The sequence below is a fragment of the Micromonospora sp. DSM 43699 genome (assembly GCF_055517075.1).
Map to the genome: position 1 here is coordinate 64,462 of NZ_JBTMMT010000001.1, position 21,580 is coordinate 86,041.

A 21,580-nucleotide genomic window follows, 5' to 3' on the forward strand; every position below is an offset into this window, starting at 1 on the left:
CCTTTACGACCGGTCCCGGCGGCCGGTTCAGCCGGTGCTCCGACTTTCTCGCCGGGCCGGCCTACCACGGCGTCGTGGTGGCCTTGCCGGCGGCCCGCTCGGTGATCGCCGCGACCTCCTGCCGGGCCTGGGCGGAGATTCGACCCGCGTCCGGCTCCTTGTACCAGGGCCGCAGCGTGATCACGGCCGGGCGGATGCCGGTGGCGAGCAGCAACGCCGTTCCCTTCGGCAGGGCCCGGATCCGGTCCGGCGGCAGCACGTGCTCCTGCCGGTACGAGGTGGACCGGGACGAGCCGTCCCGGCTGCGGGAGACGCTGACCGTGCTCACGTCGTGCTGACCGACCAGCTTGGAGACCTTCTCCACGAAGTCGGCGTCGTCCAGCCCCGCGCCGAGCAGCTTGATGGTGGCCGCGCCCCACAGCGCGTCCATCCCGGCCTCGCCCCAGACCCGGGACCCCTGCCGGTAGCTCTGCAACAGGGTGACCACGTTGATCCCCCGGGACCCGAGGTGGGAGTAGAGGTCGGGCAGGTCGGAGATCCGGCACACGTTCGCCGCCTCGTCCAGCACCGCCGTCATCGGCGGGTCGAGCCGGCCGCCCATCCGCTCGGCGGCGACCACTCCCGCCCGCAGGGTCGCGTCGGCGAGCCCGGCGATCACCCCGGCGGCGGAGCCACCACCGTCCTTGGAGAGCAGGTAGAGGGTGTCCCGACCGAGCACGTGCCGGTCCGGGCGGAACTGCGGCAGGTACGGGTCCGGGGAAACCCAGGCCAGGATCTCCGGGTCCAGCAGGCACGCCACGCACTGCCGGGCCGTCTCGTAGATGCCGTCGCGGGTCTCCACCGCCCCGCGTACGGTGCCCTGCAACTGCTCGGCCATCGCCGGCAGACCGGCATCGCGCAGCAGGTCGATCGGGGTACGGTCGGCCGGGTCGGCCAGCCAGCCGAGCAGTTCGGCGACGGGTGCCCGCCCCCGGGCGGCGGCCAGGAAGAGCGCGGTCAGGGTGTTCTGCGCCGCCGAGATCCAGAAGTCCTTCTTGGCGGTGTCGTCGTTGACCGACGCCACGAAGTGCCCGGCCAACCGGCGGGCCCCCTCGATGGTCGCGCAGTCGGCGAGGATGTCCCACCACATCTGGCGGGGAACGTGGGCGATGCCCTGCGGGTCGAAGGTCCACACCGTACCGACGCGGTCCCGTTCGGCCCGGGTCACCGCGTACACGTCGGACTTGTTGGAGGTGAGCAGCACCGCTCCCCGGGCCCGCAGCACCCGGGGCACGGCGATCCCGGTGGACTTGCCGGCCCGGGGGGCCATCAGGTCCAACTCCACGTCCTCGAAGGAGGAGCGCAGCTCGGGACCGTTCGGCGCGAGGTCGCCGAGCAGGTTGCCGGTCTCGTCCGGGGCGAGCTGCCGTACCCCGGCCAGCGAGGGACGCAGCTCCCGGGCGCGGGCGGCGATCCCGACGGGGGTCAGCGGGGCCAGGTCACGCACCCGGGCCAGCCCGACGCCCCGCCCGCGCAGGTCGAGCAGCCGACGCCCGACGAGCACCGCCGGCACGACGACCAGCAGCGACACCGCCAGCATCCCGGCGTAGACCGCGTACGGCGACGCGCCGGGCCAGAGCGTGCCGGTGTTCCCGGATATCAGCGTGAGGTAGGCCCCGAGCGTGAACGGCGGCGGCTGCCAACCGTGCCCGGTCACCCCGGCGCCCAGGGTGCCGCCCAGCCAGGCGACCGTGAACAGCGCCGCGTTGGCGAGGACCACCAGGCAGAACGCCCAGAAGAACAGGTCCGCCCCCCGGGGGGCGCCCGACGACGTCCGGCTCATGCCCGCCACCCCCGCTCGCCCGCAACGGCTTCGTCGGCGAGGTGGGCCAGCTCCGGCCGGGTGGCCAGGTTTCCCAGCTCCGCCTCGGCCTCGAAGGCCGCCTGCCGGGCCGCCGCCCGCTCGGCGGCCTGCTGGGCTGCGTACCCGTTCTGCACCCAGCGCTGGTTGGTGTCGTGCAGCCGGCGTTCGGTGTCGGTGATGGAGACCCGGATCGGGATGCCGGGCCGGCCACCCACCTTGATCAGGAACCGGCCCCGCCCGGGTGGTTCCTCGTTGCTGCCGGTGCTCGCCCAGCCCGGCGGCGACGACCAGGAGGAGACCAGCTCGATCTCGCGTTTGGACAGGCCGATCACCCGGCCCAGGTCGGTCATCTCCGCCGCCGGCAGACCGGCGCAGGCCACGATCCCGGCCCGCTCCACGAAACCGCGCGCCTTGGCCCGGTCGGCGTCGGAACCCAACGCCTCGGCGTCCTTCAGGGTATGGGTGATCTTGGCGTCGCCGAGGCCGAGCGACCGGTTGAGCCGGGTCAGCGCGTCGATCCGGTCGACGATGCCGGAGGCCGCCCGCAGCGGCCGCCACAGCTCGTCGAGGATGGTGAAGAACCAGCGGCGCGGGGCCAGGCCGGCGTCGGCCATGGCGTGCGAGGCGGCGACCGTGCCCAGGCCCTCGGACCAGGCGGCCAGCATCGCCGCCGCGGTGAGCTGGGTGTCGGACTCCCCGATCCGGGAGATGTCGATGCAGACGGCGGGGGCGTCCGGGTCGATCCGGGTGGAGGTGGTCGCGCCGAAGGTGTCCCCCAACGCACCGTCGAGGATGCCCAGCAGGGAGCGGTGCAGCGGGTCCACCGCGTCCCGGTAGCGGCTCTCCTGGCCCCGGTCCAGGGTCACCGCGCGGACCCGGTCGGGCCCCTCCTCCAGCACCCGGAGCAGGTCCGGCAGCAGCGGGGCCCGGTGCTCCGGGGTACGTTCCCGCAGGTGCCGCAGGCAGGCAGAGAGCACCGACTGCTCGTGGTCGTCCAGAGCCCGGCCCCGCACGATGGTCAGCAACGCCGCCACCATGTTCAGCACCCGGCCGTGCGTCTCTGCGGCCAGCGCCCGGCCGGCCCGGCCGCCGATGCGTTCGGCAGCCAGGCCCATCGCCCCCGGGTCCAGCACGTTGATCCCGCCGACCCCGCGCCCGATCGGGATCACCTGCCCACCGAGGGCGCGGACCGTGTCGGCGTAGTCCGGCTTGAGGTCGCCCAGCACCAACGGCACCACACCGGTGGCGGCCAGGCCCACCGCCATCCGGTTGATCAGGGTCGACTTGCCCAGACCGGGCATGCCCAGCATGAACAGCGACGGGTTGGAGATGTACCGGGCCCGGGTGAACCAGGAGATCGGATCACCGCAGACCGTGGCGCCGGTGAACAGGTGCTGACCGAGCGGCACCCCGGACATCGGCGCGCCCGAACCGGCCGAGAACGGCCACAGCCCGCACGCCTGCACGGTGGTGGCGCGCCACATGGTCGGCGCGTCGAGATAGCCGACCCGGCCACCGCCGGGCCCATCCCAGCCCCGGGCCGAGGGGGGCAGCTCACGGCGGGGACGCGGCGGGCGGGCTTTCTTCGGTGGGGTGGGAGCCCCGTCGTCCGGATCGCCGACCAGCCCGGTCAGCGCGGTGTGCGCCCCCGAGGTCCCGGTCGGCCAGCCCGCCCCGAGCCCGTCCGCGCGGACCACCGGTGCGCTGCTCACATCGCCTCCTGGAGTTCGTGTGGCAGCACGGTCTGCTCCCACGGAAGGATCCCGGTCGGCAGGGTGCAGCTGAACGCCGCCGCCTGCATCCGGTGGGCCGGCCGCATCGCGATCCGGGTGGCTCCGGTCATGTTGCGGACCAGCACCGACGCGTCGTCGAGCTGGGACCGGTCGTCGACCGTGACGGTGAGCATCAGCGAGAACTCCACCAGCCCGGCGCCGGTGGCCTCCTCGGCGGCGGCCTGCTCGGCGGCGCGTACCTCGGCGGCCGCCCGCGCCTGCACCATGCCCCGCCCGGAGGTGGCCATGAACTGCGCCGTCCGGCGGTCGGCCTCGACGATCCGGGCCGAGGTCGCCGGGTCGATCGGCCGGTAGAGCAGCGCCACCCGTTTGCGGCGGGTCCCGGCGGAGGCGTCGAGCATGGTGCGCAGCACACTGGAGCGCACCGTGCCCCGGGGGGCCAGGGTGAGCAGCCAGGTCCGGGAGACCCCCGAGTCGTGCTGGTAGGCGTCCACCGACTCGACCGCGGCGACCGGCCCGCAGTCGGCCCACTCCAGCCCGGTCTCCCCGTGCTCGGCCCGGACGCTGAGCACCTCGGCGGCGCAGGCCGGGTCGTACGCCACCCGGACCACCTCGGCGATCTGCTCGGCCGACAGCGGCTCGGCGACGCCCCCGCCCGCACCGATCAACCCGGTCAGCAGGCTGGGCACCCGGATGGCCAGGTCGGTGACCACGTCCTCCGGATCGCGCCGTGGCCCACCCACCGGGGCGTAGGTGAGGGTGATGTACGAGTTCATCTCCGACGACGCCGACGGGTAGTCGTCGACCACCTCCTCCAGCACGGCACGGGCCGCGGCGGGAGCGGCGGCGTCCAACCGGGGCAGCACCTCGGCGGCGAGCCGGGTGCCCGGGTCCGGGGCCGTCTCCACCACCACCGAGGCCCCGCGCAGCCCCGGTTCGTGGGCGAGCCGGGACAGCCACTCACCCCACAGCGACACCCAGGTGTCGACCTGCTCCGGGTCGACGAGCGAACCACCGTCGGGCTCACAGCGCAGCACGATCGTGTAGAGGTTGCGGCTCTTGTGGTGCAGCACCCCGAACGGTCTGTCGTAGGCGTCCCGGCCCTCCCGGGCGAGCACCCCGCTGAGCAGGCCGGGCGGCGGGAACCGGCCACCCGGGCGGGCCGACAGCGGCCCCGAGACGTACAGGTGCTCCAGCCGCGACACCCGGCGGGACCAGCCGATCCGCAGCGTCAGCAGCTGGTAGAGGTTGCGGCCGTCCTGGGTGCGTACGGCCATCGGCAGCAGGGCCACCACCAGCGGCACGCCGACCACCAGCGCCGCCTGCAGCGACGCCAGCGAGGCCAGCAGCACCAGCACCAGCCCGCCGAACACCCCGACCGTGCCGACCAGGCCGAGCGGGCCGAGCCCGGCCCGGCGGGGTCGACGCCAGTTGCCGTACGTCGGTTCGATGATGGCTTCCGTCGACATTGCCTCTCCCTCGTCTCACCGGGCCGCCGGCCGGGGTCTCTCCCGGCCGGCCGGCGGCCCGCGCTGTCAGTTGTGGCCGGCGTCGCCGTCCGCGCCCGACACCGTGCCGGCCGCCATGTTCCGGCCGGTCCGGGCCGCCCGCTGCGCCCCCTCGATCGCCGCCCCGACCGGGCCGGCGAGTCGAGCCGCGGAACTCGCGGCGGCCGCGCTGCCACCACCGGTGCCACCGGTACGGCCGGTCCGCCCCTCGCTGCCCGCGGGGCCCTGCCCACCGGTGTCGCCCCGGCGACCCTGGGCTCCGCGTGCTCCGGACGGGGAGCCGCCACCACCGCCGCCCTGGGACAGCGCGGACCCGGCGACCCGCTTCGCCCCGGAGGCGACCATGCCGCCCGCAGCCGAGATGGCGGTCCCGGTCGGGTCGCCGTTGCCCAGCGCCGCCGTGGCCGGCACCACGATCTTGAGCAGCGCCGGCAGAGCGACCGCCGACAACAGCAGCACGCCGATGCCGGCGATCCGGATGTGCGAGGAGTTCTGGGTACGGCTGCCGACCGCGAGCATCTCCGCGCCGGAGAACATGATCAGGCCGACGGCGGGCTTGTAGAGCAGCCACGCCACCGTCCAGCCGATGTGCTTGCGCCACCAGCCGGCCCCCCAGTTCGTCATGGACGCGGCGGCGGCCAGCGGCAGGGTGCCGAGCATGATGGTCATCACGCCCAGCCGCAGATAGAGCATCAGCACGTGCACGATGGCGGCGATCAGCAGCAGGAAGGCCAGCACCAGCAGCAGGAACGACTCGATCGAGGAGCCGTTGTCCACACACGGCACCCCCATCACCACCTCCATCGCCGCGGACTTGAGCAGATGGTCGGAGAAGCCGTCGGAGAGGCTGGCCGCCCGGCCCACCACCCACGAACCGGCCCCGGCGACCAGGATCACCCGCAGGAAGCCCTGCAACGCCGTCCGGCCGGCCGTGCCCTTGCGTTCCATCGCCATCCGGGCCCCGGCGAAGAGCACCGACCCGATCGCGAGATAGGTGACGACCCACTCGATCTGGTCGCTGATCAGGCTGGGCACGTCGTCCGGGCCGCCCTCGGCCGTGGTGCCCAGCGTCGGCACCGAGGCACTCAGCTCGGCGAAGATCGAGATCGCGGCGGCCAGCATCAGGTTGGCGATCATCCGGACCAGGGTGCCGATCGGGTCACCGAGGAACGAGAAGAATCCGGTGATGATGTCGAGCGGACTGGGAGGCGAACACCCGCCCATCTACTTCCTCCAGAGGGTGTAGCCGGCGCTGCCGGTGACCGCGCCGATCGAGGCGTGCACCACCCCGGCCCGGGACGGCACCAATTTCCAGTCCCCGGCGTCCCAGCGCACCTCGACCAGGGTCGCCACGTAACCGCCGGCACCGGTCTTGACAAGCAACTGCACCTGGGCCGCGTCGGCCGCGTACCGGACGAGGGCGAAGCCGGCGTAGCTGCCGCCGCCACGACTGGTGACCACACCGGCGGCGGCCTCCAGTCGGGCCACCAGCACGTCCCGGCCCGGCCCCGGCAACACCTGCCGTTCTGCCACCGCCCGCCAGGCCGACCCGGCCAACTGGGTGGGTACTGCGTGCGCCGCGAGCACCGCACCGATCGGGGTGTGCGCGAAGCAGCCCAGCACCCCGTCGGCGGTGCGCGACGGGCCCTGCGTGGCGGAGACCGGCACCCGGTCCCCACCGTCGAGGGTCCGCCACGTCACGTCCTCCGGCGGCACGGCCGGCCCCGCCGCCACCACCGGCCGGGGTGGGCACTGCGCCACCTGCGCGACAGCGGTGCGGGCCACCGGGTCGACAGGCGTCTCCCGGGTCGCGCCGGACGCCCAGGCGCCCGCCGCCAGCAGCGTCATTCCGGCGAGGAACGCGACGGAGAGGATCCAACCGCGCTCGGCCCAGAACGGCGCGTCCGACGGGGACCGGCGTCGCCCGCCGATCACTGCGGCTGGCCCTCGGTGGTGCCGGCACCGCCGAGGAAGAAGTTCGCCAACGGACCCGCGACGGCGACCAGGATGCAACCACCGAGCACCAGGCCGAGCCGGGACATGTGCTCGGAACTCTCCCCGCGCTTCACGGAGATCGCCATCATCGTGCCGGTGATCAGCACCCCGGCCACCCCGGCGGCGGTGCCGGCCCAGGCGATCAGGCCCAGCAGCTTGTTCACCAGGGTGTTCAGCTGCCCCGGCGCGTTGGGGGTGGGGTTGATCCCCCCACCCCCGGCGGGTGTCGGGTCGAGGGCCACCGGGAAGCGGGCGACCAGGTAGGCCCCGGCGTACTGGGACAGGCTCGTGAACGACATCGGAACAGCTCCTTCGGGCAGGGGACATCACCGGAGGCGTCGGCGACGCTCCGGCGGTGACGGGGTGGAACTGGCCGGCAGTGCGGGGTGCGCTGTCCGGCCGGCGGCGATCCGGCTCAGAGTCCGAGGTCACCGAAGAACATGACGAGTGGTCCGGCGGTCGCGCCGAGCACACAGCCCATCGCGACGAACACCGCCCCACGGAAGTGGTCGCTCATCTCCCCGGGCACGCCCCGGTTGAGTTGGATGGCCATCGAGATGCCGAGAATGAGCAGCCCGGCGACACCGGCCGCACTGACCCCCCAGGCGAGCAGGTTCAGCAGGTCGTCCGCCGCCCCGCCCGCCGGGTTGTACGGCGGTGGTGGTCTGAAGGTCGGCAACGGGGATGGCCCCGCCCCCGGACCGAGCGCCAGCAGGTGGGCGACGATCTCGGACGCGCGGGTCACGATTTCCTCCCGTCCCCGGCCGCCGCCCGCAGCCGCTCCAGGGCCTTGGGCAGCCGCGCGGGCTGCTGTCCCAGCCGCCAGGCCGGTATCCAGGGCACCCGGTGCACCGGCGCGACCGACCGCAGCACCCGGATCCGGCGGGCCAGCGCCGGCGGCAACCGGCCCGGGGCGTCGGCCAGCAGCACCAGCCCGACCAGCCGCATCCCGGGCGGGTGACGCCCCTCCCGCAGGGCGTTGAGGGCCCGGGACACCGCCCGCATCCCCTCGGCGTCGGTCCGGCCGACAAGCATCACCGTGGCCGGTTCCGCCCGTGCCGCATCCGGCCACCGACAGCCCAGGTCGGTGCCGCCGAAGAGCCGGGTGAGCGTCGTCGCACCGGCACCGCCGTGCGCCGCGATCCAGCCCAGGCCCGTCTCGGACAGCGACCGGCGGGGCGGCGTGCCCACCCCGGGACCGGTCCGGGGGGACGACGGCCCCGGTGGCCTGCGTGCTACCGGGTCGGCGATCGTCGCGGGCCCCATGCACCACCTCCTCGGAAATGTCGCTCCATTCGTCGGCTCCCGGTTGAACCACCCCGGGTCCGGCCCCGTCAGTACGGCGGGCCGGGCGGTCGACGGACGCCACTACGAGGGCCCCCGCCCCCCGGTTCACGCCGAGCACGAACTTTTTCCACCGCGATGACGACCAGCCTGGGAGGCGACGATGGCAGCGTCCGACAACGACGGCGCGGAGCCGACGCAAGGGTCCAACCGGAGCAGCGCGGCCCTGATCGGGGCGGCCGTCGCGGCCGGGCTGAGCTGCCTGGCCACGCCGGTGGCCGGGGTCGTCGGCGCCGCCGCCGTCTTCGTGATCGGCGCGCTGGGCGTGCTGCTGGCCCCGCTTGTCGCGTTGATCCTGCTCTTCGGGGGCGGCGGTGGTTCGGCCGACCCGGTCAGCGCCGCCGACGACTCGCTCGCCGCCGCCCAGGGCGACGGCAAGGGCACCCTCGACCCCGACCAGGTGCCCGAGGGCCTGGCCGACAGCATCGAGGACGCCGGGAAGACCTGCACCCAGATCGGGCCCGTGGTGATCGCCGCGCAGATCGAGGTGGCCTCCGGGTGGGATCCGGCGAAGGTGGGCGCGAACGGGGAGAAGGGCATCTCCCAGCTACCGCCCGAGGTGTTCACGAAGTACGGCGAGGACAGCGACGACGACGGTGACACCGACGCGGCCGACGAGGAGGACTCGATCGCGGCGCAGGCCAAACACGTCTGTGCCCTGGCCGGACAGGCCCAGGCCCTGCTCGACGACGGCCAGGCGATCGGCGAGGTGCTCGACCTGACGCTCGCCGCGTACGCCGTCGGCATCGACGAGGTACGCCGGGCCGGTGGCGTCCCCTCGAGCAACGCGGCGCAGCTCTACCTGGCGCAGGTGCGGTCACTGTTCGCTAAGTACCAGGGGCTCGGCGGCCCACCGCCCTCGTTCCCGCCGACCGCGACGCCCTCCGCGACGCCCACCGACTGACAGCCCGACCCGACCGGCGGACCGGATCCGGCCGGCAGACCGATGAGGAGTTTCCATGACGGTGACGCCGCAGGAGCAACGCCCCGCCGACGACGGGCCACCGGTCGACAAGCCGCCGACCTCGCCGTTCATCCTCTACCTGCGCGACGACGAGTACACCGAGGAACTGGAGCTGCTCAGTGACTGGGTCCGGCTGCTGCTCGTACCGGTCTACGCCCGGGAGGCCTCCTCCACCGCGCCCTGGTGTGGGCGGTGGTGGCAGCACCCCGAGGCGGTGGCGCAGTTGCACGGCCTGTGGCTGGCCTGGCAGGAGCTCACCGGGCCGGACGCCGGGCTGTGCGGCCCGGCGAACTGGCACCGCGACTACCTGGAACCGGTGCTGAACAGCCTGCGCAACCCGGCCGGGCCGTTCGCCGGGTGCAAGGCGGGAGCACACCGGGCCAAGGAGGTCCCGCACACCGACCCGTACTGACGACGGAGACCGCCCGGGCCCGGAAACCTGACAGGTCGGGTCCGGGCGGCTCAGCGGGAGATCGGCGCGGTGACGATCGCGGTGCCGTCCACCAGCCCCACCGTGACGAAGGCCAGGTCGGCGACCGGCAGCGACAGCTCGCCGGTCACCTCCTGCGGCCCGGTCGAGGCGGTCCAGTCCCGTACCACGTGGGTGGTGCCGTCGCGGGTCACCGCGAACAGCCGGTACCGCAGGCCCTGGCGCAGGCCGGTCGCGGTGATCCGGATGGTGGAGCCGCGTCCCTCGTCGGTGGTGATCGCGACGGAGAGGCTCACCCCCTGGGCCGGCGCTTCCCCGGTCGCGGTGAGCACCACCCCGCTGCGGCCACCGAACCCGTTGACGGCCGCGACCCCACCGGCCAGGACGACGGCCACCAGCGCGGCGGCCACCCCGCCCCAGAGCATCATCCGGCGACGCCGCGCCGGGTCGCCGGGCCGGGTGCCACCGGCTCCGGACGCTCTCCCCGGTCGGCTTCCGCCGGGACGACTTCCGCCAGGACGGCTCCCCGTCGGCCGCCCGGTGTCGGCGGCCGGGGTCGTCGGCGCGGCCGGGGTCGCCGACGCGGCCGGGGTCGCCGGCGCGTCGGAGGTCGTCGGCGGCGGGGGATCGGCAGGCGGGGCGGGTGTGGAGGCAGGTGCGCGGCTCGCAGGTGGGGTGAACTCCACGGGGACAGCGAACTCCGGCGTCAGGGCGACGAGCTCGTCCCAGTCGGTGGCGTCCAGCCCGCCGAGGGCACTTGTCACGCTGCCCATCTCGCCCGCAGCGGACAGGCACTCCCCACACCCGGCCAGGTGCGCCTCGAAGGCGACCCGGTCGGTGTCGTCGAGCGCGCCGAGCAGGTAGAGGGCCAGGGCGGCGTGCTCAGCGGTGGGATGTTCGCCGCCGGTGCGCATCACGCCCTCCTTCTCGACCCGGACACACCGTAGCCGGTGTGACGACCCCCGGGACGGCAGCCGTACGGGGGATCGAGCGGGAAACCGCCACGTCGCGTCATCAGGGCGACTCGGTCGGGCCGATCGCTGCGTGCAGCGCGCGTACCGCATAGTACGTTCTCGACTTTACCGTACCCTCCGGAATTCCCAGTCGCTGCGCGGCCTCGGCGACCGAGGAGCCCTTGTAGTACATCTCGACGAGCACCTCGCGGTGCTCGGGCTTGATCTGTTGCAGCGCCAGCCGGACCGTGTGGGTGCTGACCACCCGGTCCATCTCGTCGTCGGCCGAGGCGAGCCGGTTGAGGTCGGGAATGGCCACCTCGGGCGGGCGGGCCTGCCGGGCGCGCATCGCGTCGATCGCCACGTGCCGGGCGACCGTGTAGAGCCACGGGGCGATCCGACGCGGATCCTCCGCCAGCGTCTCCAGGTTCCGCCAGGTACGCAGGAACGTCTCCTGGACCAGGTCCTCGGCGAGCTCCTGTCGGCCGAGGACCAGCCGGGTGAGGAAACGCAGCAGCGGCCCCCGGTACTGCTCGTGGATCCAGCGCATCAGGGCCTCGGGGGAGGCCCGCTCGACCGCCGCGTCGCCGGTGACCCCGGGCGCTTCGTTGGGCACCGCCGACACAGAACGCCTCCCCCTGACGTACGGGTCGCACCCGTACGGCCGCGCCGTCGTCTCGACGTCCAGCCCGCCTAGGAAGAGAGCATAACCGTGCTCATCGGACGATCGCCCGGGCCGTCGGCCGGCCGGTCGACGGCGGGGGTGAACGGCGGTGGCGGTCGGGGCCCCCACCCACCTGTCGACGGGGGCGACGAGGGTGGCCCGGCTCATCGGGTGAAACGCAGCCAGCGGACGTTGACGAACTCCTCGGGCTGTCCACTGGCGAAGGTCAGGTAGACGTCGTGCACCCCGGTCACCGGGGCGAGGTTCCCCGGCACGGTGACCCAGCTCTGCCAGCCGCCGGTGCTGGCCACCGCGATGGTGCCCACCGGTGGCAGGCCGGGGGCGTCGAGGCGTACCTCGATCAGGCCGGAGATGCCCTGTGGTGCGCCGGAGGCCACCCGCACCTGGAACTGGGTCGCCGGCTCACGGCCGAAGTCGACCCCCCGGTACCCGGCCCAGTCGCCGTGGGCGAGGAACCCCAGGTGCTCGCCGCCCTCGCTGGACGGTGCGGTCCGGACGCCCTGCTGCCTGTCGAAGCCCGCCGCCGCGATCTCCTGCCCCACCCCACGGTTCCCGGTGGTGACGACAGGTGCCGGCGCGACGACCACCGGCGGACCGGCCTCGACCACCGGCGGACCGGCCTGGGGCGGCGGAGCCTCGGCCGCGCCCGCACCGAAGGGCGTCAGGGTGATCGTCATCTCCCGCGGCGCGGTGTCCTGGATGTACGACGCGTCGTCGGCGACGTCGTCGAAGGGGAAGCCGTAGGCCCGGCCGTCGGCGCTGTGCCGGTGCAGCACCCGGGAGTAGTGGTTGGTCACCGGATGCTGGTAGTAGGCGTCCCGGTTGGTGGTCGGCTGGTCCGGCTGGTCGAGCACCGACCTGTTGAACCCGGCGCCGAGGACCGCAGCCACCGGCCCGGAGCGCCCGTCGTTCGGCGCGGCGAGCGCCCCGTCACAGTGGAACACGTTCAGCGTCGAGGGCCGGTCGAAGGCCCGTACCCCGCCGTCGAAGGTGAACCGCCCGTCGACCACCCGGCCGCGGAAGGTGCCCGTCGGGCCGTGGACGCGCAGGTCGGTGCGGCTGTACCGGTCCCACGTCTCGGCGATGTAGCCGTCGTAGTACGCCGGGTCGAAACGACCCGTCTCGATGCCCTTGCCGGGCGCGATGACGCGCAACCCGCCGCCGACCACAAGCCGTTCGAACCCGGGCTGGCGGGCCAGCTCGGCGAAGATCGCATCCCGACCGCCGTCGACCAGTTTGCCGGTGGCCTGCTCCACGTCGCCGAGCAGCCGGATCGACAGCGGAATGCTGAACATGTCCACGGTGGTGGTGTTGCAGAACATCCCTGTCGCGTTGTAGGTGAACTCGCAACAGTCGTGCAGCACCCCGAAGCTCGGGTCGTCGGCCACCCAGCCGACCGGGTACTGCAACGCCGGCCGCCCGTTGCCGTCGGTGACGACGGTGAACCTCAGCCGGCCGTCGATGGCGAAGTAGATCCGGCCCGACATCATCGGCAGCACGAACCGGGTCACCCCGGAGCCGGCCAGCGGGATGCCGATGTCGGCAACGCCGTCCGGGCCGTTGTGCGCCGGGTCCGCCGGGGTGAAGCGTCCGCTCTCCCGGACGTAGCCCATCGCGCCGGTCTCCGGGTCGGTGCCGACGACGTACATCCGGATCGCCGAGTTGGCGAAGCGGCCTGTGCTGTTCACCACGTTCAACGGTAGGCCACCCGAGGCCCGTGCCCGGGAGATCAACGGGGCCGCCACCAGCGGCACGCCCACCACGGCGGCGCCGGCGAATCCCATCCCGAGTACCCTGCGGCGAGTCAGCATCACAGCTCCGATCAACGACACGGCCATCGCCGCCGGCGTCCGGTGCCGAATCGGCCCGGCCCGGCGGTAGCCACGTTGACGGCCCGGTCACCCCCTCGGTTCAATGACGACCGGACCAAAATCATCCGATCCGATTCGAGCCCGGTGAACCGAAGGCATCGCGCGTCCGTCACGACAGCGATGTCGCCACGCCGGAAGGGACACCTCCCGTGAAATCCGATCACCCCTCCCTACGCTCGCGACTGGGGTCGATCCCCCGTCGTACCGCCGCCGGCGTGCTCGCCGGCCTGGCCGTGTTGTCCACGGTGGTGGCCGCCGTCGGCTGGGGCGCGGCCTCGGCCCGGGACGACGACCTGACCGGTCGGACCGTCTCCAAGGAACACCTGACGACCATCCAGGCCGCCGCCCGCTCCTGCCCGACGCTCACCCCGGCCCGACTGGCCGGTCAGCTGATGGCCGAGTCGGGGTTGGACGGGCAGGCCGGCAGCACCGCCTCCGGTGGTCAGGGCATCGCCGGTCTCGACGCCGCCGCATGGAAGCAGTGGGCCCCCTGGCCCGGTGCGGAGCGTTCCGATCCCGCCGCCAACATCCTCGCCCTGGCCCACCTGATGTGTGACCTCAACGGGCAGGTCCGGCTGGCGGACGTCCCCGGTGAGATGTGGCGGCTCTCGCTGGCCGCGTTCCACACCGACCTCGACCAGGTACGCGACGCCAAGGGGGTGCCGACCGACGCCGTCGAGTACGTCGACCGGGCCAGTGGGTACGCCGCCTACTACGGCAAGCTGACCGCGTTCGGCGGTTCCGGTGAGGTCCGGCCGAGCAACGGCGTGCAGCAGCCCAAGGCGGTGCCCGGCGGTTACACCGCGCTCGTCGTCCGGGCCGGCTCGGTCTGCCCGGAGGTCACGCCCCCGCTGGTCGCCGCCCAGTTGATGGCGCTGTCCGGTTTCGACGCCAACATGCTGGGCGCCGAGGGGCAGCGGGGAATCGCGCAGTTCCGACCCGAGGTGTGGCAGGCGTACGGCCCGACCGACTCCTCGGCCTGGGATCCGCAGGTGGCGATCCCGGCGGCCGGCGCCGCCCTGTGCGCCCTGCACCGGGAGCTGGCCGGGCTGGAGGGTGACCCGTCCCTGCTGGCGCTGGCCGCGTACCGCAACGGTCCGGCCGCCGTGCGCCAGGCCGGCGGCGACCTGGACGCCGGGACGCAGGCGTTCCTGCGGACCGTACGCGAGCACACCGACTACTACGCCCTTGACAACCGGCTCCGGACGGCACCGCCGTCGGCCAGCCCGTCGCCCATGTCACCCACGCCCACCACGACGCCGTCGGCGCCGCCGTCGCCCACCCCGAGCGACAGCCCGGCCGCACCGACGACGCCTCCCGCGAACCCGCCGAGCAAGAAGCCGACGCCGGCACCGACCCGACCGGCCGGCACCAAGCAGATCGTCGGGCAGGAGACCGGGCTGTGCGTCACCGCCGGCACCAGCGACGGGGTACGCGCCGTGCTGAGCAAGTGTCGGGAGGAGAGGTCGCAGTGGTGGGACTTCCGCTCCGACGGCAGCGTCCGGGCCAACGGCCTCTGCCTCGACGTGGCCTGGGGTGAGAAGAAGGACGGCACTCCCGTGCAGGTCGCCGTGTGCAGCGGCAACCCCGCCCAGAAGTGGGAGTGGATCAAGCGCGGCGAGCGTAGCTCCCTGCTCAACCGGGAGACCGACCGCTGCCTCGACGTCGACGGTCACGGGGTGGGCGCCCCGATGATGTCCTGGGTCTGCGTGTTCAACCCGAAGCAGACCTTCACCCGGCGGTAGCCGACCGCCACGGCCGGATGCCCGGTGGCCCCTTCGGGGTGGCCACCGGGCATCCGGCACCGTCCGTCCGGTGCGGGGTCGGTCAGCCGCCGAACCGGCGGCGGCGCAGGCGGAGTCCGAAGACGACGCCGGCGCCGCAGAGCAGCGCGATGCCGAGGATGACGGCGAACGCCGCGCCGTTGTTGCCCTGCTGCTGACTGGCCACCTGGTTGCGGTCGTCCACCGCCACCGACACCGAGGCGGCCGGGTTGATCATGCCCGAGCCGTACCTGGCCTCCGGGGCCGTCCCGCCGATCGCATCGGCAGTGCTCCGGATCCGCTCCTTGACCTGGGCGGCGGTCAGGTCGGGCTGGGCCGCCCGGATCAGCGCCGCCTGCCCGGCGACGAACGCCACGGCGAACTCGGTGCCGGTGTTGCTGACCGCCCGGCCACCACCGACGCCGAGGCTCGCCACGTCCACCCCGGGCGCGACCACCTCGACCGCACCCTCCGCGTACTGCTCGGCGAGCTGCTCACCGGCCCCGACGCCGCCGGTGAACAGCAGCGCCCCACCGCCGGACCGGCCGGCGGGAGACGGCGGCGTCACCGCCTTGGTCGGCGCGCCGGCCACCAGCAGGACGTCGTGGTCGAGGGCGGTGGCCACGGAGGCCGCCACCGCCGGGTCACCGAGGTCGACGTGGGAACCGACCGCGACGACCGACGCACCGGCGCTGACCGCCACCTCGATGGCGTTCGCCGCGTCGGCCGCCCGGGCGGCACCCGACCCACGGACGACCCGCACGGGCAGGATGGTGGCGTCCGGGGCGATGCCGACCGGGCTGCCGTCGACACTGCTGTCACCGGCGATGATGCCCGCCATGGCGGTGCCGCTGCCCAGGCAGTCGGTGTCGCCGCGCCCGTTGCCGACGGTCACGTCCGCGCCGACCGCGACCCGACCGCTCAGCTGCTGGACGGTCGCGTCGACACCGGTGTCGACCACCGCCACCTTGACCCCGTTGCCCCGGGTCAGGGTCCAGGCGCTGTCGGCGGCCATCCTCAGCTGCGCCCAGTCCGAACGGCTGCTCGACCCGGTGGTGGCGGTGCACTTCGGGCCGGTAGCGCCGGGTCGGGGACTGCCGGTGGTCCGCGTCGGGCTCGGCTTCGGGCTGGCGGCGTCGGGCTCCTGGCCGCTCGTGCCGGTGGGGCGGGCGCTCGGGGTGGGGCGCTTCCCGGTCGGGAGCTGGCCGTACTCCACCCCCTCACCTGCCGCGTCCCACGGCAGCACCAGCTGCCAGCCGGCCTTCAACCGGCCCGGGTCGGTCAGTCGGGACCCGTCCGGCTGCACCCGTCCGGTGTTCAGCTGGTAGATCTCCGCGGACCGTTCGCCGCTGCCGAGGAACCGCCGGGCGATCGCCGTCAGGCTCTCCGGCTGGCCCTGGTACTGCGCCGCCACCACGTAGTACTTCACGTACGGCTGCGGATCGTTCGCGGCCTTCGCCACCGACGGCCCGGTCGGCGCCATGAGCGCGCAGCCGGCCACCACCACCGCGAGCAGGCGGGCAAGGATGGAGCGCTTCGCCAGCACTGGGTGTCCCCCTTCAGTCGCCACGGCCGGGCGTCACCGGCCTTCACCGTCTATTGCGGATCAGCGGCGAGTTCGTTCAAATCAATCTGAACCAGATTTCCATGATCCTCGTCATGAGGTCAGCCGAGAGTACCGGCCGCCGATGACGGGAAGATCTCCTCGGGCCGTCCCCCGGGGGAGCGGGTAGACCGGTAGGAAGCCGACCGTCCGACGCCGACGGTGGTGACGAGCGGGCGGACCGGACGGCAGGTGCCGGTGGAGACGAAGGTGGGGCGGCGGTGAAGGGGTCTGGGCGCACGGCAGGGCCGGCGGGTGGCAGCGGGTTGGACCGGGTGCCGGCCACCCGCCGCTTCGATCCGCGCCGGCACCGCCGGATCGCCGGGCTGTTCGACCTCTGGCTGGCCTCCGGCCCCGGCGGGCGGCTGGTGGTGCCCACCGACCCCGGCCGACCGCTCGACGCCCGCGCGGTCGCCACCCTGGTCCGACACGGCGCAGACGCCGCACAGGACGTCCGGATCCTCGCCGACGACGGGGCCCGGCACCTCGACCTGTTCACCGAGGTGGCCGGGCTGCTCGGGCACGACGTGCTGGTCAGCCCGGACGGCTCCGACATCCGGCACGCCACCGACCGGACGACCGGCGGGGCCGCCCGGCCGGCCGCCGACGGCGGGCCGCTGGACGCGGTCCCCCTGGACCGGGTGACCCGCCAGCCGATGGACTGGCTCGTGCTCCAGCCACCGGATCTCGCCACCTCCCTGCCGGGCTGGTTCGCGGTGGACGACGGTCTGGTCCGTCCCCGTACCGGGGTGGTGGGCCTGCCGCTGCCGGACGGCCTCGCCCTCGCCACCCGGGCCGACTTCGTGACCAGGCGGGCCACCGCGCACCGCCTCGGCGCGTCGACCGGGGTGGTCACCGTCGCCGTCACGGCCCGGTCCGGGGGCTTCCTGGTCGGGAACTACAGCGGCACCCAGGAGGTGCACAGCGGCGGGCAGCTCGCCGCGGTCCTCGGCGACCTGCCGCTCTACGGGGCCGACCTGCGACTCTGGCTGACCTGGCCGTCCGACGCCGACGAACAGGCCCGCCTCGTAGCGCAGGCGGTCGAACTGGCCGAGACGACCGGGGCCACCGTCTGGACCCCACCCGCGGGAGGCCGGGCCGAGCTGGTCGACGACCGCCGTGACCTGCGCGCATTCGACCCGACCGGCGCGGTCGCCGCCTGGCAGGCCCACCGACCGAGGTACGCCGACGGCCCGTCCACCCTCGATGCGACAGCCGACGGGCTGCTGGTGTCCCGGCTGGACCGACAGCGGATCGTGGTGGCCTCCCCCGCCGCCTGGGGCCACGACGCCGCCCTGGTGGACGGCCACCACCCCGCAGCGGACCGGGTGGACGACGCGGCACCCGTACCGGACGGTGACGCCACCGAGCTTGCGACGCCGAGCCGCACCGGACCCTCCACCACGGGCACCGCGACCGCACCGTCCCCGGTGGTGGCCGGCGGTGCCACCGGGTCGGCGTCGGGGCAGCCGGCGGTGCCTCTACCCCGGCCCGCCCTGGTCACCGAGCACCGCCGCGCAGCGGACTACGGCCCGCCCTGGCTACGGCGGGGCCAGCAGGTCAACGCCGAGGCTTTCGAGGCGTACGTCCTCACCGAGGGCGATCCGTCCCGGGCGGTCAGCGACGGCGTGCCCGGCGTCGAGTTGTTCCTGGCCGCCTTCCTCGACCCCCGGTCGGCCCCCACCGGCAGCCACCTGCTGCGGGTCCGGATCGGGCCCGGCGGCGCCATCCCTACGGTGGTGCTGCGCTCGCACGTCCCGGCGCGGTTCAAGCACGTCCTGGGCAGCCCCGACACATACCTGCTACCGGCGGGCCGGCTGGACCGGGTCCGGCTGGTCGGTGGCTTCCGGTTCGACGACTTCGGCCGGCTGCTGCCCACCGTGGACGCCGACGGCGAACCGCTGCGGATCCGGCCCGCACCCACCGGCCGGTCGGTCGCCGGGCTGCCGAACGACGTCCGCCGTTGGCCCGGCTTCGGCAGCCGGCAGGCCTATGCCCTGCTACCGGCGACGTCGCGAGGGCTGCCTCGGGGCTGGCTGCCGCTCTACCAGCAGCGGCCCGTCGCAGTGCCGGGCCGGTTGCTGGTCGAGGTCCGCGTGCCGCCGGGCCGCACCGTGGACATCGACGCCACCCACGCCCTGCTGACCGGGCTGCCCCTGGTGCGGACCAGAGTGGAGCAGCTGCATCGGGCCGGAGTCGCGCTCGTCCTCGGCAGCCGGTCGTACGACCGGATCGTGGTGCAGCGCGCCTACCGTGCGCAGGCGGGCGGGTGGCAGCGGATCGGGGATCTCGCCCCAGGCCCGCTACCGTCCGCCGTCGCCGCTCTTCAGTCCGCCGTCCCACCCCGGGTGGTCGACCCGCCGTCGCCCGGGGCCACCTGAACCGACCACCGGCCGGCGGGCACCGGTCCGATCACCACCGGCACGCACCGCCCCCCGGTCTCGGTGGCGAGTCGACGCGCCCCGACCAACGCCGGGCCGGTCAGGCCGGGGGTGAACACCACGTACGGCGGCGGGTCGGCACCGGGGGCGGGTGCCGCCGGCAGCCCCGGCAGCGACCAGGCGCCCTCCGGGGCCTCTGCGCCGAGCACCGCGCCCACCGTGGCCACCCCGATCCCGGCCGCCCGCAGCTGTCGGGCGAAGAGAGCGGCGGTGTGCCGGCAGTCCTCGGCGTCACCGACGAGGGTGAGCACGTCGGGTGCCCGGCCCAGGTCGACGTGCAACCGCCAGCCCCCCTTGTGCCCCAGCACCAACGGCAGGGTCGCCGATGGGGCGGCCTCGTCCGGACCGAGCCAGGCATAGGCGGGCGCGCCCCGGCCCGCCGCCACCCCGACCAACCGGACCCGGATCGCCCCCAACCCGGTCTCCAGGTCGGTGCTGAGGTAGGGGACCTCGTTCCCGCTCGGCACCGCCGGTCGGGGCAGCTCCGGCCCGGTGGGCGGGGCGGGCGTAGCCGGGACTGCGGTCGCCGGCCGGCCCGGGGCCGGTGACGCCACCGGCGCCACCGGCTCGACCGGCGCCACCGGCGTCGCTGACTCTGCTGGCGTCGCTGTCTCCGGTGACGCCACCGACGGTAGGTCGACCGTGGTGGGCCGGGGCGGTGCCGACTGCGGTGTCCGGGGCGGCCACACCGGCTTCGCCGGCAGGACCGGTGCCGAGGGTGACGGCACGGCGGCTGCGGCTTCGTCCTGTTTCGTCGCCCCGATCCCCGGCTGCGCCGGTGCCGATGCAGTTGCCGCCGGTTCAGGTGCCACTGCCGCCGCCACTGCCGGCGGTGCTGATGGCGCGGATGCAGGTGCAGGTGCCGGCCGGGTCAGCGGTACCGGCCGGATCGTCCGGGGCGGCGCCGGCACGGTGGGCGGTGCCGGAGGTGGCGGCAGGGTGGGCGGCGCCGGCACGGTGGGCGGTGGTGGTGGCACGGTGGGCGGTGGTGGAGGTGGCGGCAGGATTGCCGGTGCCGGTCGGGTCGCCGACGGCGGGAGGTCCGGGTGGTCGGTCACCGGCCCGGCAGCGAGTTCGGCCGGGGTCGGGGTGTGGTGCCGTGCTGGCGGCCAGGGCCCGTCGTCCTCCAGCACCACCCGGCGGCCCCCGCCCCGACGCAGCAGCATGACGGCGACGGCGGCGAAGAAGACCGCCAGCAACCCGGCACCGACCCGGATCACCAGGGGGTCCAGCGGGCCGGACGCTGCCGGGTCGTCGGGGGGCCGGGCGACCGCCCGGGTTCCCGCCTGCGCCGGGGTGGTGGCGGGGCGGGAGGCGACCGCCGAGGAGGGGGCCACCGTACGAGGGGTCGGGCTGGGCCGGGAAGGGGTCGAGGCCCGCGCGCTCGGGCTCGGCGGACGCGGTGCAGGCGCACCTGCCTGCGGCAGCCGTCCGATCCGTACCCCCTGGCCCTTGGCGTCCCGGGGCAGCACGAGCCGCCAGCCGGGGCGCAGGACCACACCGTCGGTGAACGTCTCGCCGTCCGGCTGGACCCGACCCACGTTGAGGTCGACGATCTCCCGGAACCGGTTGCCGTTACCGAGGGTACGCAGCGCGATGGCGTAGAGGTACTCCCGTTGCCCGTCGACCGGTGGCCCGACCACGTAGTACCGACCGGTCTCGGCGGGCACCGCACGTGCCGGTCCCGCCGGAACGACGAGCGCGATCCCGACCAGCAGCACCGTGACAAAGGCTCGCCGCATCCCCACCATCGCTTTCCACACCCTCGGTCCCACCGACATCCTCCCGTCCCGGCCCCCTTCTACGAACCGGGGCGCCGACGGTTCAACCCGAGCGGCTCCGGACTGCGCGAGGGGCGGTCCGCCGCTGCCGTCCCACCCACGCCTGTCGTACGCCGCCCGCGCGGACCCGCTCCGGGGGCCGTGCCAGGATGTGGCGGTGTCGTATCCTCCTCAGCCGTCGTACCCGCCCGCGCCCGGTGGCGTCACGCCGATGATCGCCTATCCTCACCCGATTCCCCCGCCGCCGGGGCACGCGGTGCTGGTCGTCTCGGTCAACCGGGGGCCGTACCTGGTGCCCGCCCCGTCCACCAGCCGGTTCAAGGTCGACGGCCGGTTGGTGGCGATCCCCGGCGAGGGCACCTGGTACGTGGCCGTTCCGGCCGGGCCGCACGACGTCCGCTACACCGACTTCATGGGCATCCCCGTCATCACCACCGCGCTGGTCGTCCAGCCCGGGGTCGTGTACCCGCTGTCGTTCCGTTTCGGCGGTTGGCGCAACCGGGTCCACGACGGGCACGGCACCGACGTGACGAAGTTCGGCATGTGGTCGAACTACAGCATCCTGCTCGTCACGCTTGCCGTGTTCGGGGTGCTCTGCTGCGGTGGCCTCGGTCTCCTCGGCGTGTTCTCGACGTCCCCCTGACCGTCGGCACCCGCCCGACCGGG

18 protein-coding genes are annotated in these 21,580 nt (G+C 74.3%); 5 read left to right on the top strand and 13 right to left on the bottom strand.

All coding sequences use genetic code 11. The features are described from left to right. Positions 1 to 61: 61 nt before the first annotated feature. The 8 genes from AC0AIB_RS00310 to AC0AIB_RS00345 all read right to left on the bottom strand — a co-directional run bounded on the left by AC0AIB_RS00310 (position 62) and on the right by AC0AIB_RS00345 (position 8,345). Positions 62 to 1,822, bottom strand: a complete 1,761-nt coding sequence (locus AC0AIB_RS00310) for a type IV secretory system conjugative DNA transfer family protein (protein ID WP_328346459.1) — start codon at positions 1,820 to 1,822, stop codon at positions 62 to 64. Then, the gene (locus tag AC0AIB_RS00315) at positions 1,819 to 3,555 is read right to left on the bottom strand and encodes an ATP/GTP-binding protein (RefSeq protein ID WP_328346458.1); all 1,737 of its coding nucleotides are present in this window, start codon (positions 3,553 to 3,555) and stop codon (positions 1,819 to 1,821) included. Before AC0AIB_RS00315 ends, AC0AIB_RS00310 begins: the two co-directional genes overlap by 4 nt. Further along, on the bottom strand, positions 3,552 to 5,045 hold the full coding sequence (locus AC0AIB_RS00320) for an SCO6880 family protein (RefSeq protein WP_465095781.1): 1,494 nt from the start codon (positions 5,043 to 5,045) through the stop codon (positions 3,552 to 3,554). Before AC0AIB_RS00320 ends, AC0AIB_RS00315 begins: the two co-directional genes overlap by 4 nt. A gap of 66 nt (positions 5,046 to 5,111) precedes the next feature. Beyond that, positions 5,112 to 6,308 (bottom strand): hypothetical protein, encoded by a 1,197-nt coding sequence (locus AC0AIB_RS00325; protein ID WP_328346454.1) that lies wholly within the window; start codon positions 6,306 to 6,308, stop codon positions 5,112 to 5,114. Next, a complete protein-coding gene (locus tag AC0AIB_RS00330) occupies positions 6,309 to 7,019 on the bottom strand; it encodes a DUF8175 domain-containg protein (protein WP_328346452.1) in 711 nt (236 codons plus the stop codon). Then, positions 7,016 to 7,378, bottom strand: a complete 363-nt coding sequence (locus tag AC0AIB_RS00335) for a hypothetical protein (RefSeq protein WP_328346450.1) — start codon at positions 7,376 to 7,378, stop codon at positions 7,016 to 7,018. The genes AC0AIB_RS00330 and AC0AIB_RS00335 overlap by 4 nt, the downstream gene beginning before the upstream one ends. Positions 7,379 to 7,494: 116 nt before the next feature. Continuing rightward, the gene (locus tag AC0AIB_RS00340; RefSeq protein ID WP_328346448.1) at positions 7,495 to 7,824 is read right to left on the bottom strand and encodes a hypothetical protein; all 330 of its coding nucleotides are present in this window, start codon (positions 7,822 to 7,824) and stop codon (positions 7,495 to 7,497) included. Then, on the bottom strand, positions 7,821 to 8,345 hold the full coding sequence (locus AC0AIB_RS00345; protein ID WP_328346446.1) for a hypothetical protein: 525 nt from the start codon (positions 8,343 to 8,345) through the stop codon (positions 7,821 to 7,823). The genes AC0AIB_RS00340 and AC0AIB_RS00345 overlap by 4 nt, the downstream gene beginning before the upstream one ends. Positions 8,346 to 8,526: 181 nt before the next feature. Here AC0AIB_RS00345 and AC0AIB_RS00350 point away from each other — a divergent pair, with 181 nt between their 5' ends. Together AC0AIB_RS00350 and AC0AIB_RS00355 are read left to right on the top strand one after the other, a co-directional pair. Beyond that, the gene (locus AC0AIB_RS00350; RefSeq protein ID WP_328346444.1) at positions 8,527 to 9,327 is read left to right on the top strand and encodes a transglycosylase SLT domain-containing protein; all 801 of its coding nucleotides are present in this window, start codon (positions 8,527 to 8,529) and stop codon (positions 9,325 to 9,327) included. Between the two features lie 55 nt (positions 9,328 to 9,382). Continuing rightward, a complete protein-coding gene (locus AC0AIB_RS00355; RefSeq protein WP_328346442.1) occupies positions 9,383 to 9,799 on the top strand; it encodes a DUF4913 domain-containing protein in 417 nt (138 codons plus the stop codon). Between the two features lie 50 nt (positions 9,800 to 9,849). Here the strand turns inward: AC0AIB_RS00355 and AC0AIB_RS00360 are convergent, their stop codons facing one another. The 3 genes from AC0AIB_RS00360 to AC0AIB_RS00370 form a co-directional block, all read right to left on the bottom strand. After that, positions 9,850 to 10,731, bottom strand: a complete 882-nt coding sequence (locus AC0AIB_RS00360) for a zf-HC2 domain-containing protein (protein WP_465095782.1) — start codon at positions 10,729 to 10,731, stop codon at positions 9,850 to 9,852. Positions 10,732 to 10,831: 100 nt separating this feature from the next. Beyond that, the gene (locus AC0AIB_RS00365; protein WP_328346438.1) at positions 10,832 to 11,386 is read right to left on the bottom strand and encodes a sigma-70 family RNA polymerase sigma factor; all 555 of its coding nucleotides are present in this window, start codon (positions 11,384 to 11,386) and stop codon (positions 10,832 to 10,834) included. A gap of 212 nt (positions 11,387 to 11,598) precedes the next feature. Then, on the bottom strand, positions 11,599 to 13,239 hold the full coding sequence (locus AC0AIB_RS00370) for a beta-1,3-glucanase family protein (protein WP_328346436.1): 1,641 nt from the start codon (positions 13,237 to 13,239) through the stop codon (positions 11,599 to 11,601). A gap of 236 nt (positions 13,240 to 13,475) precedes the next feature. Here AC0AIB_RS00370 and AC0AIB_RS00375 point away from each other — a divergent pair, with 236 nt between their 5' ends. Next, on the top strand, positions 13,476 to 15,071 hold the full coding sequence (locus tag AC0AIB_RS00375; RefSeq protein ID WP_328346434.1) for a ricin-type beta-trefoil lectin domain protein: 1,596 nt from the start codon (positions 13,476 to 13,478) through the stop codon (positions 15,069 to 15,071). Between the two features lie 82 nt (positions 15,072 to 15,153). Here AC0AIB_RS00375 and AC0AIB_RS00380 read toward each other — a convergent pair whose 3' ends face one another. After that, positions 15,154 to 16,635, bottom strand: coding sequence for a S8 family serine peptidase (locus AC0AIB_RS00380; RefSeq protein ID WP_465095783.1), 1,482 nt, complete (start codon positions 16,633 to 16,635; stop codon positions 15,154 to 15,156). 278 nt (positions 16,636 to 16,913) lie between these two features. Here AC0AIB_RS00380 and AC0AIB_RS00385 point away from each other — a divergent pair, with 278 nt between their 5' ends. Continuing rightward, positions 16,914 to 19,073, top strand: coding sequence for a hypothetical protein (locus AC0AIB_RS00385; RefSeq protein ID WP_465095784.1), 2,160 nt, complete (start codon positions 16,914 to 16,916; stop codon positions 19,071 to 19,073). On the opposite strand, the gene AC0AIB_RS00390 is transcribed toward AC0AIB_RS00385, so the two are convergent. Continuing rightward, on the bottom strand, positions 19,019 to 20,875 hold the full coding sequence (locus AC0AIB_RS00390; RefSeq protein WP_465095785.1) for a hypothetical protein: 1,857 nt from the start codon (positions 20,873 to 20,875) through the stop codon (positions 19,019 to 19,021). The two genes, AC0AIB_RS00385 and AC0AIB_RS00390, sit on opposite strands and share 55 nt — an antisense overlap. Positions 20,876 to 21,125: 250 nt before the next feature. On the opposite strand from AC0AIB_RS00390, the gene AC0AIB_RS00395 reads away from it, so the two are divergent. Next, positions 21,126 to 21,557 carry a hypothetical protein gene (locus AC0AIB_RS00395; protein WP_328346426.1) on the top strand — a complete coding sequence of 144 codons (432 nt, stop codon included), beginning with the start codon at positions 21,126 to 21,128 and terminating at the stop codon, positions 21,555 to 21,557. Positions 21,558 to 21,580: the final 23 nt, after the last annotated feature.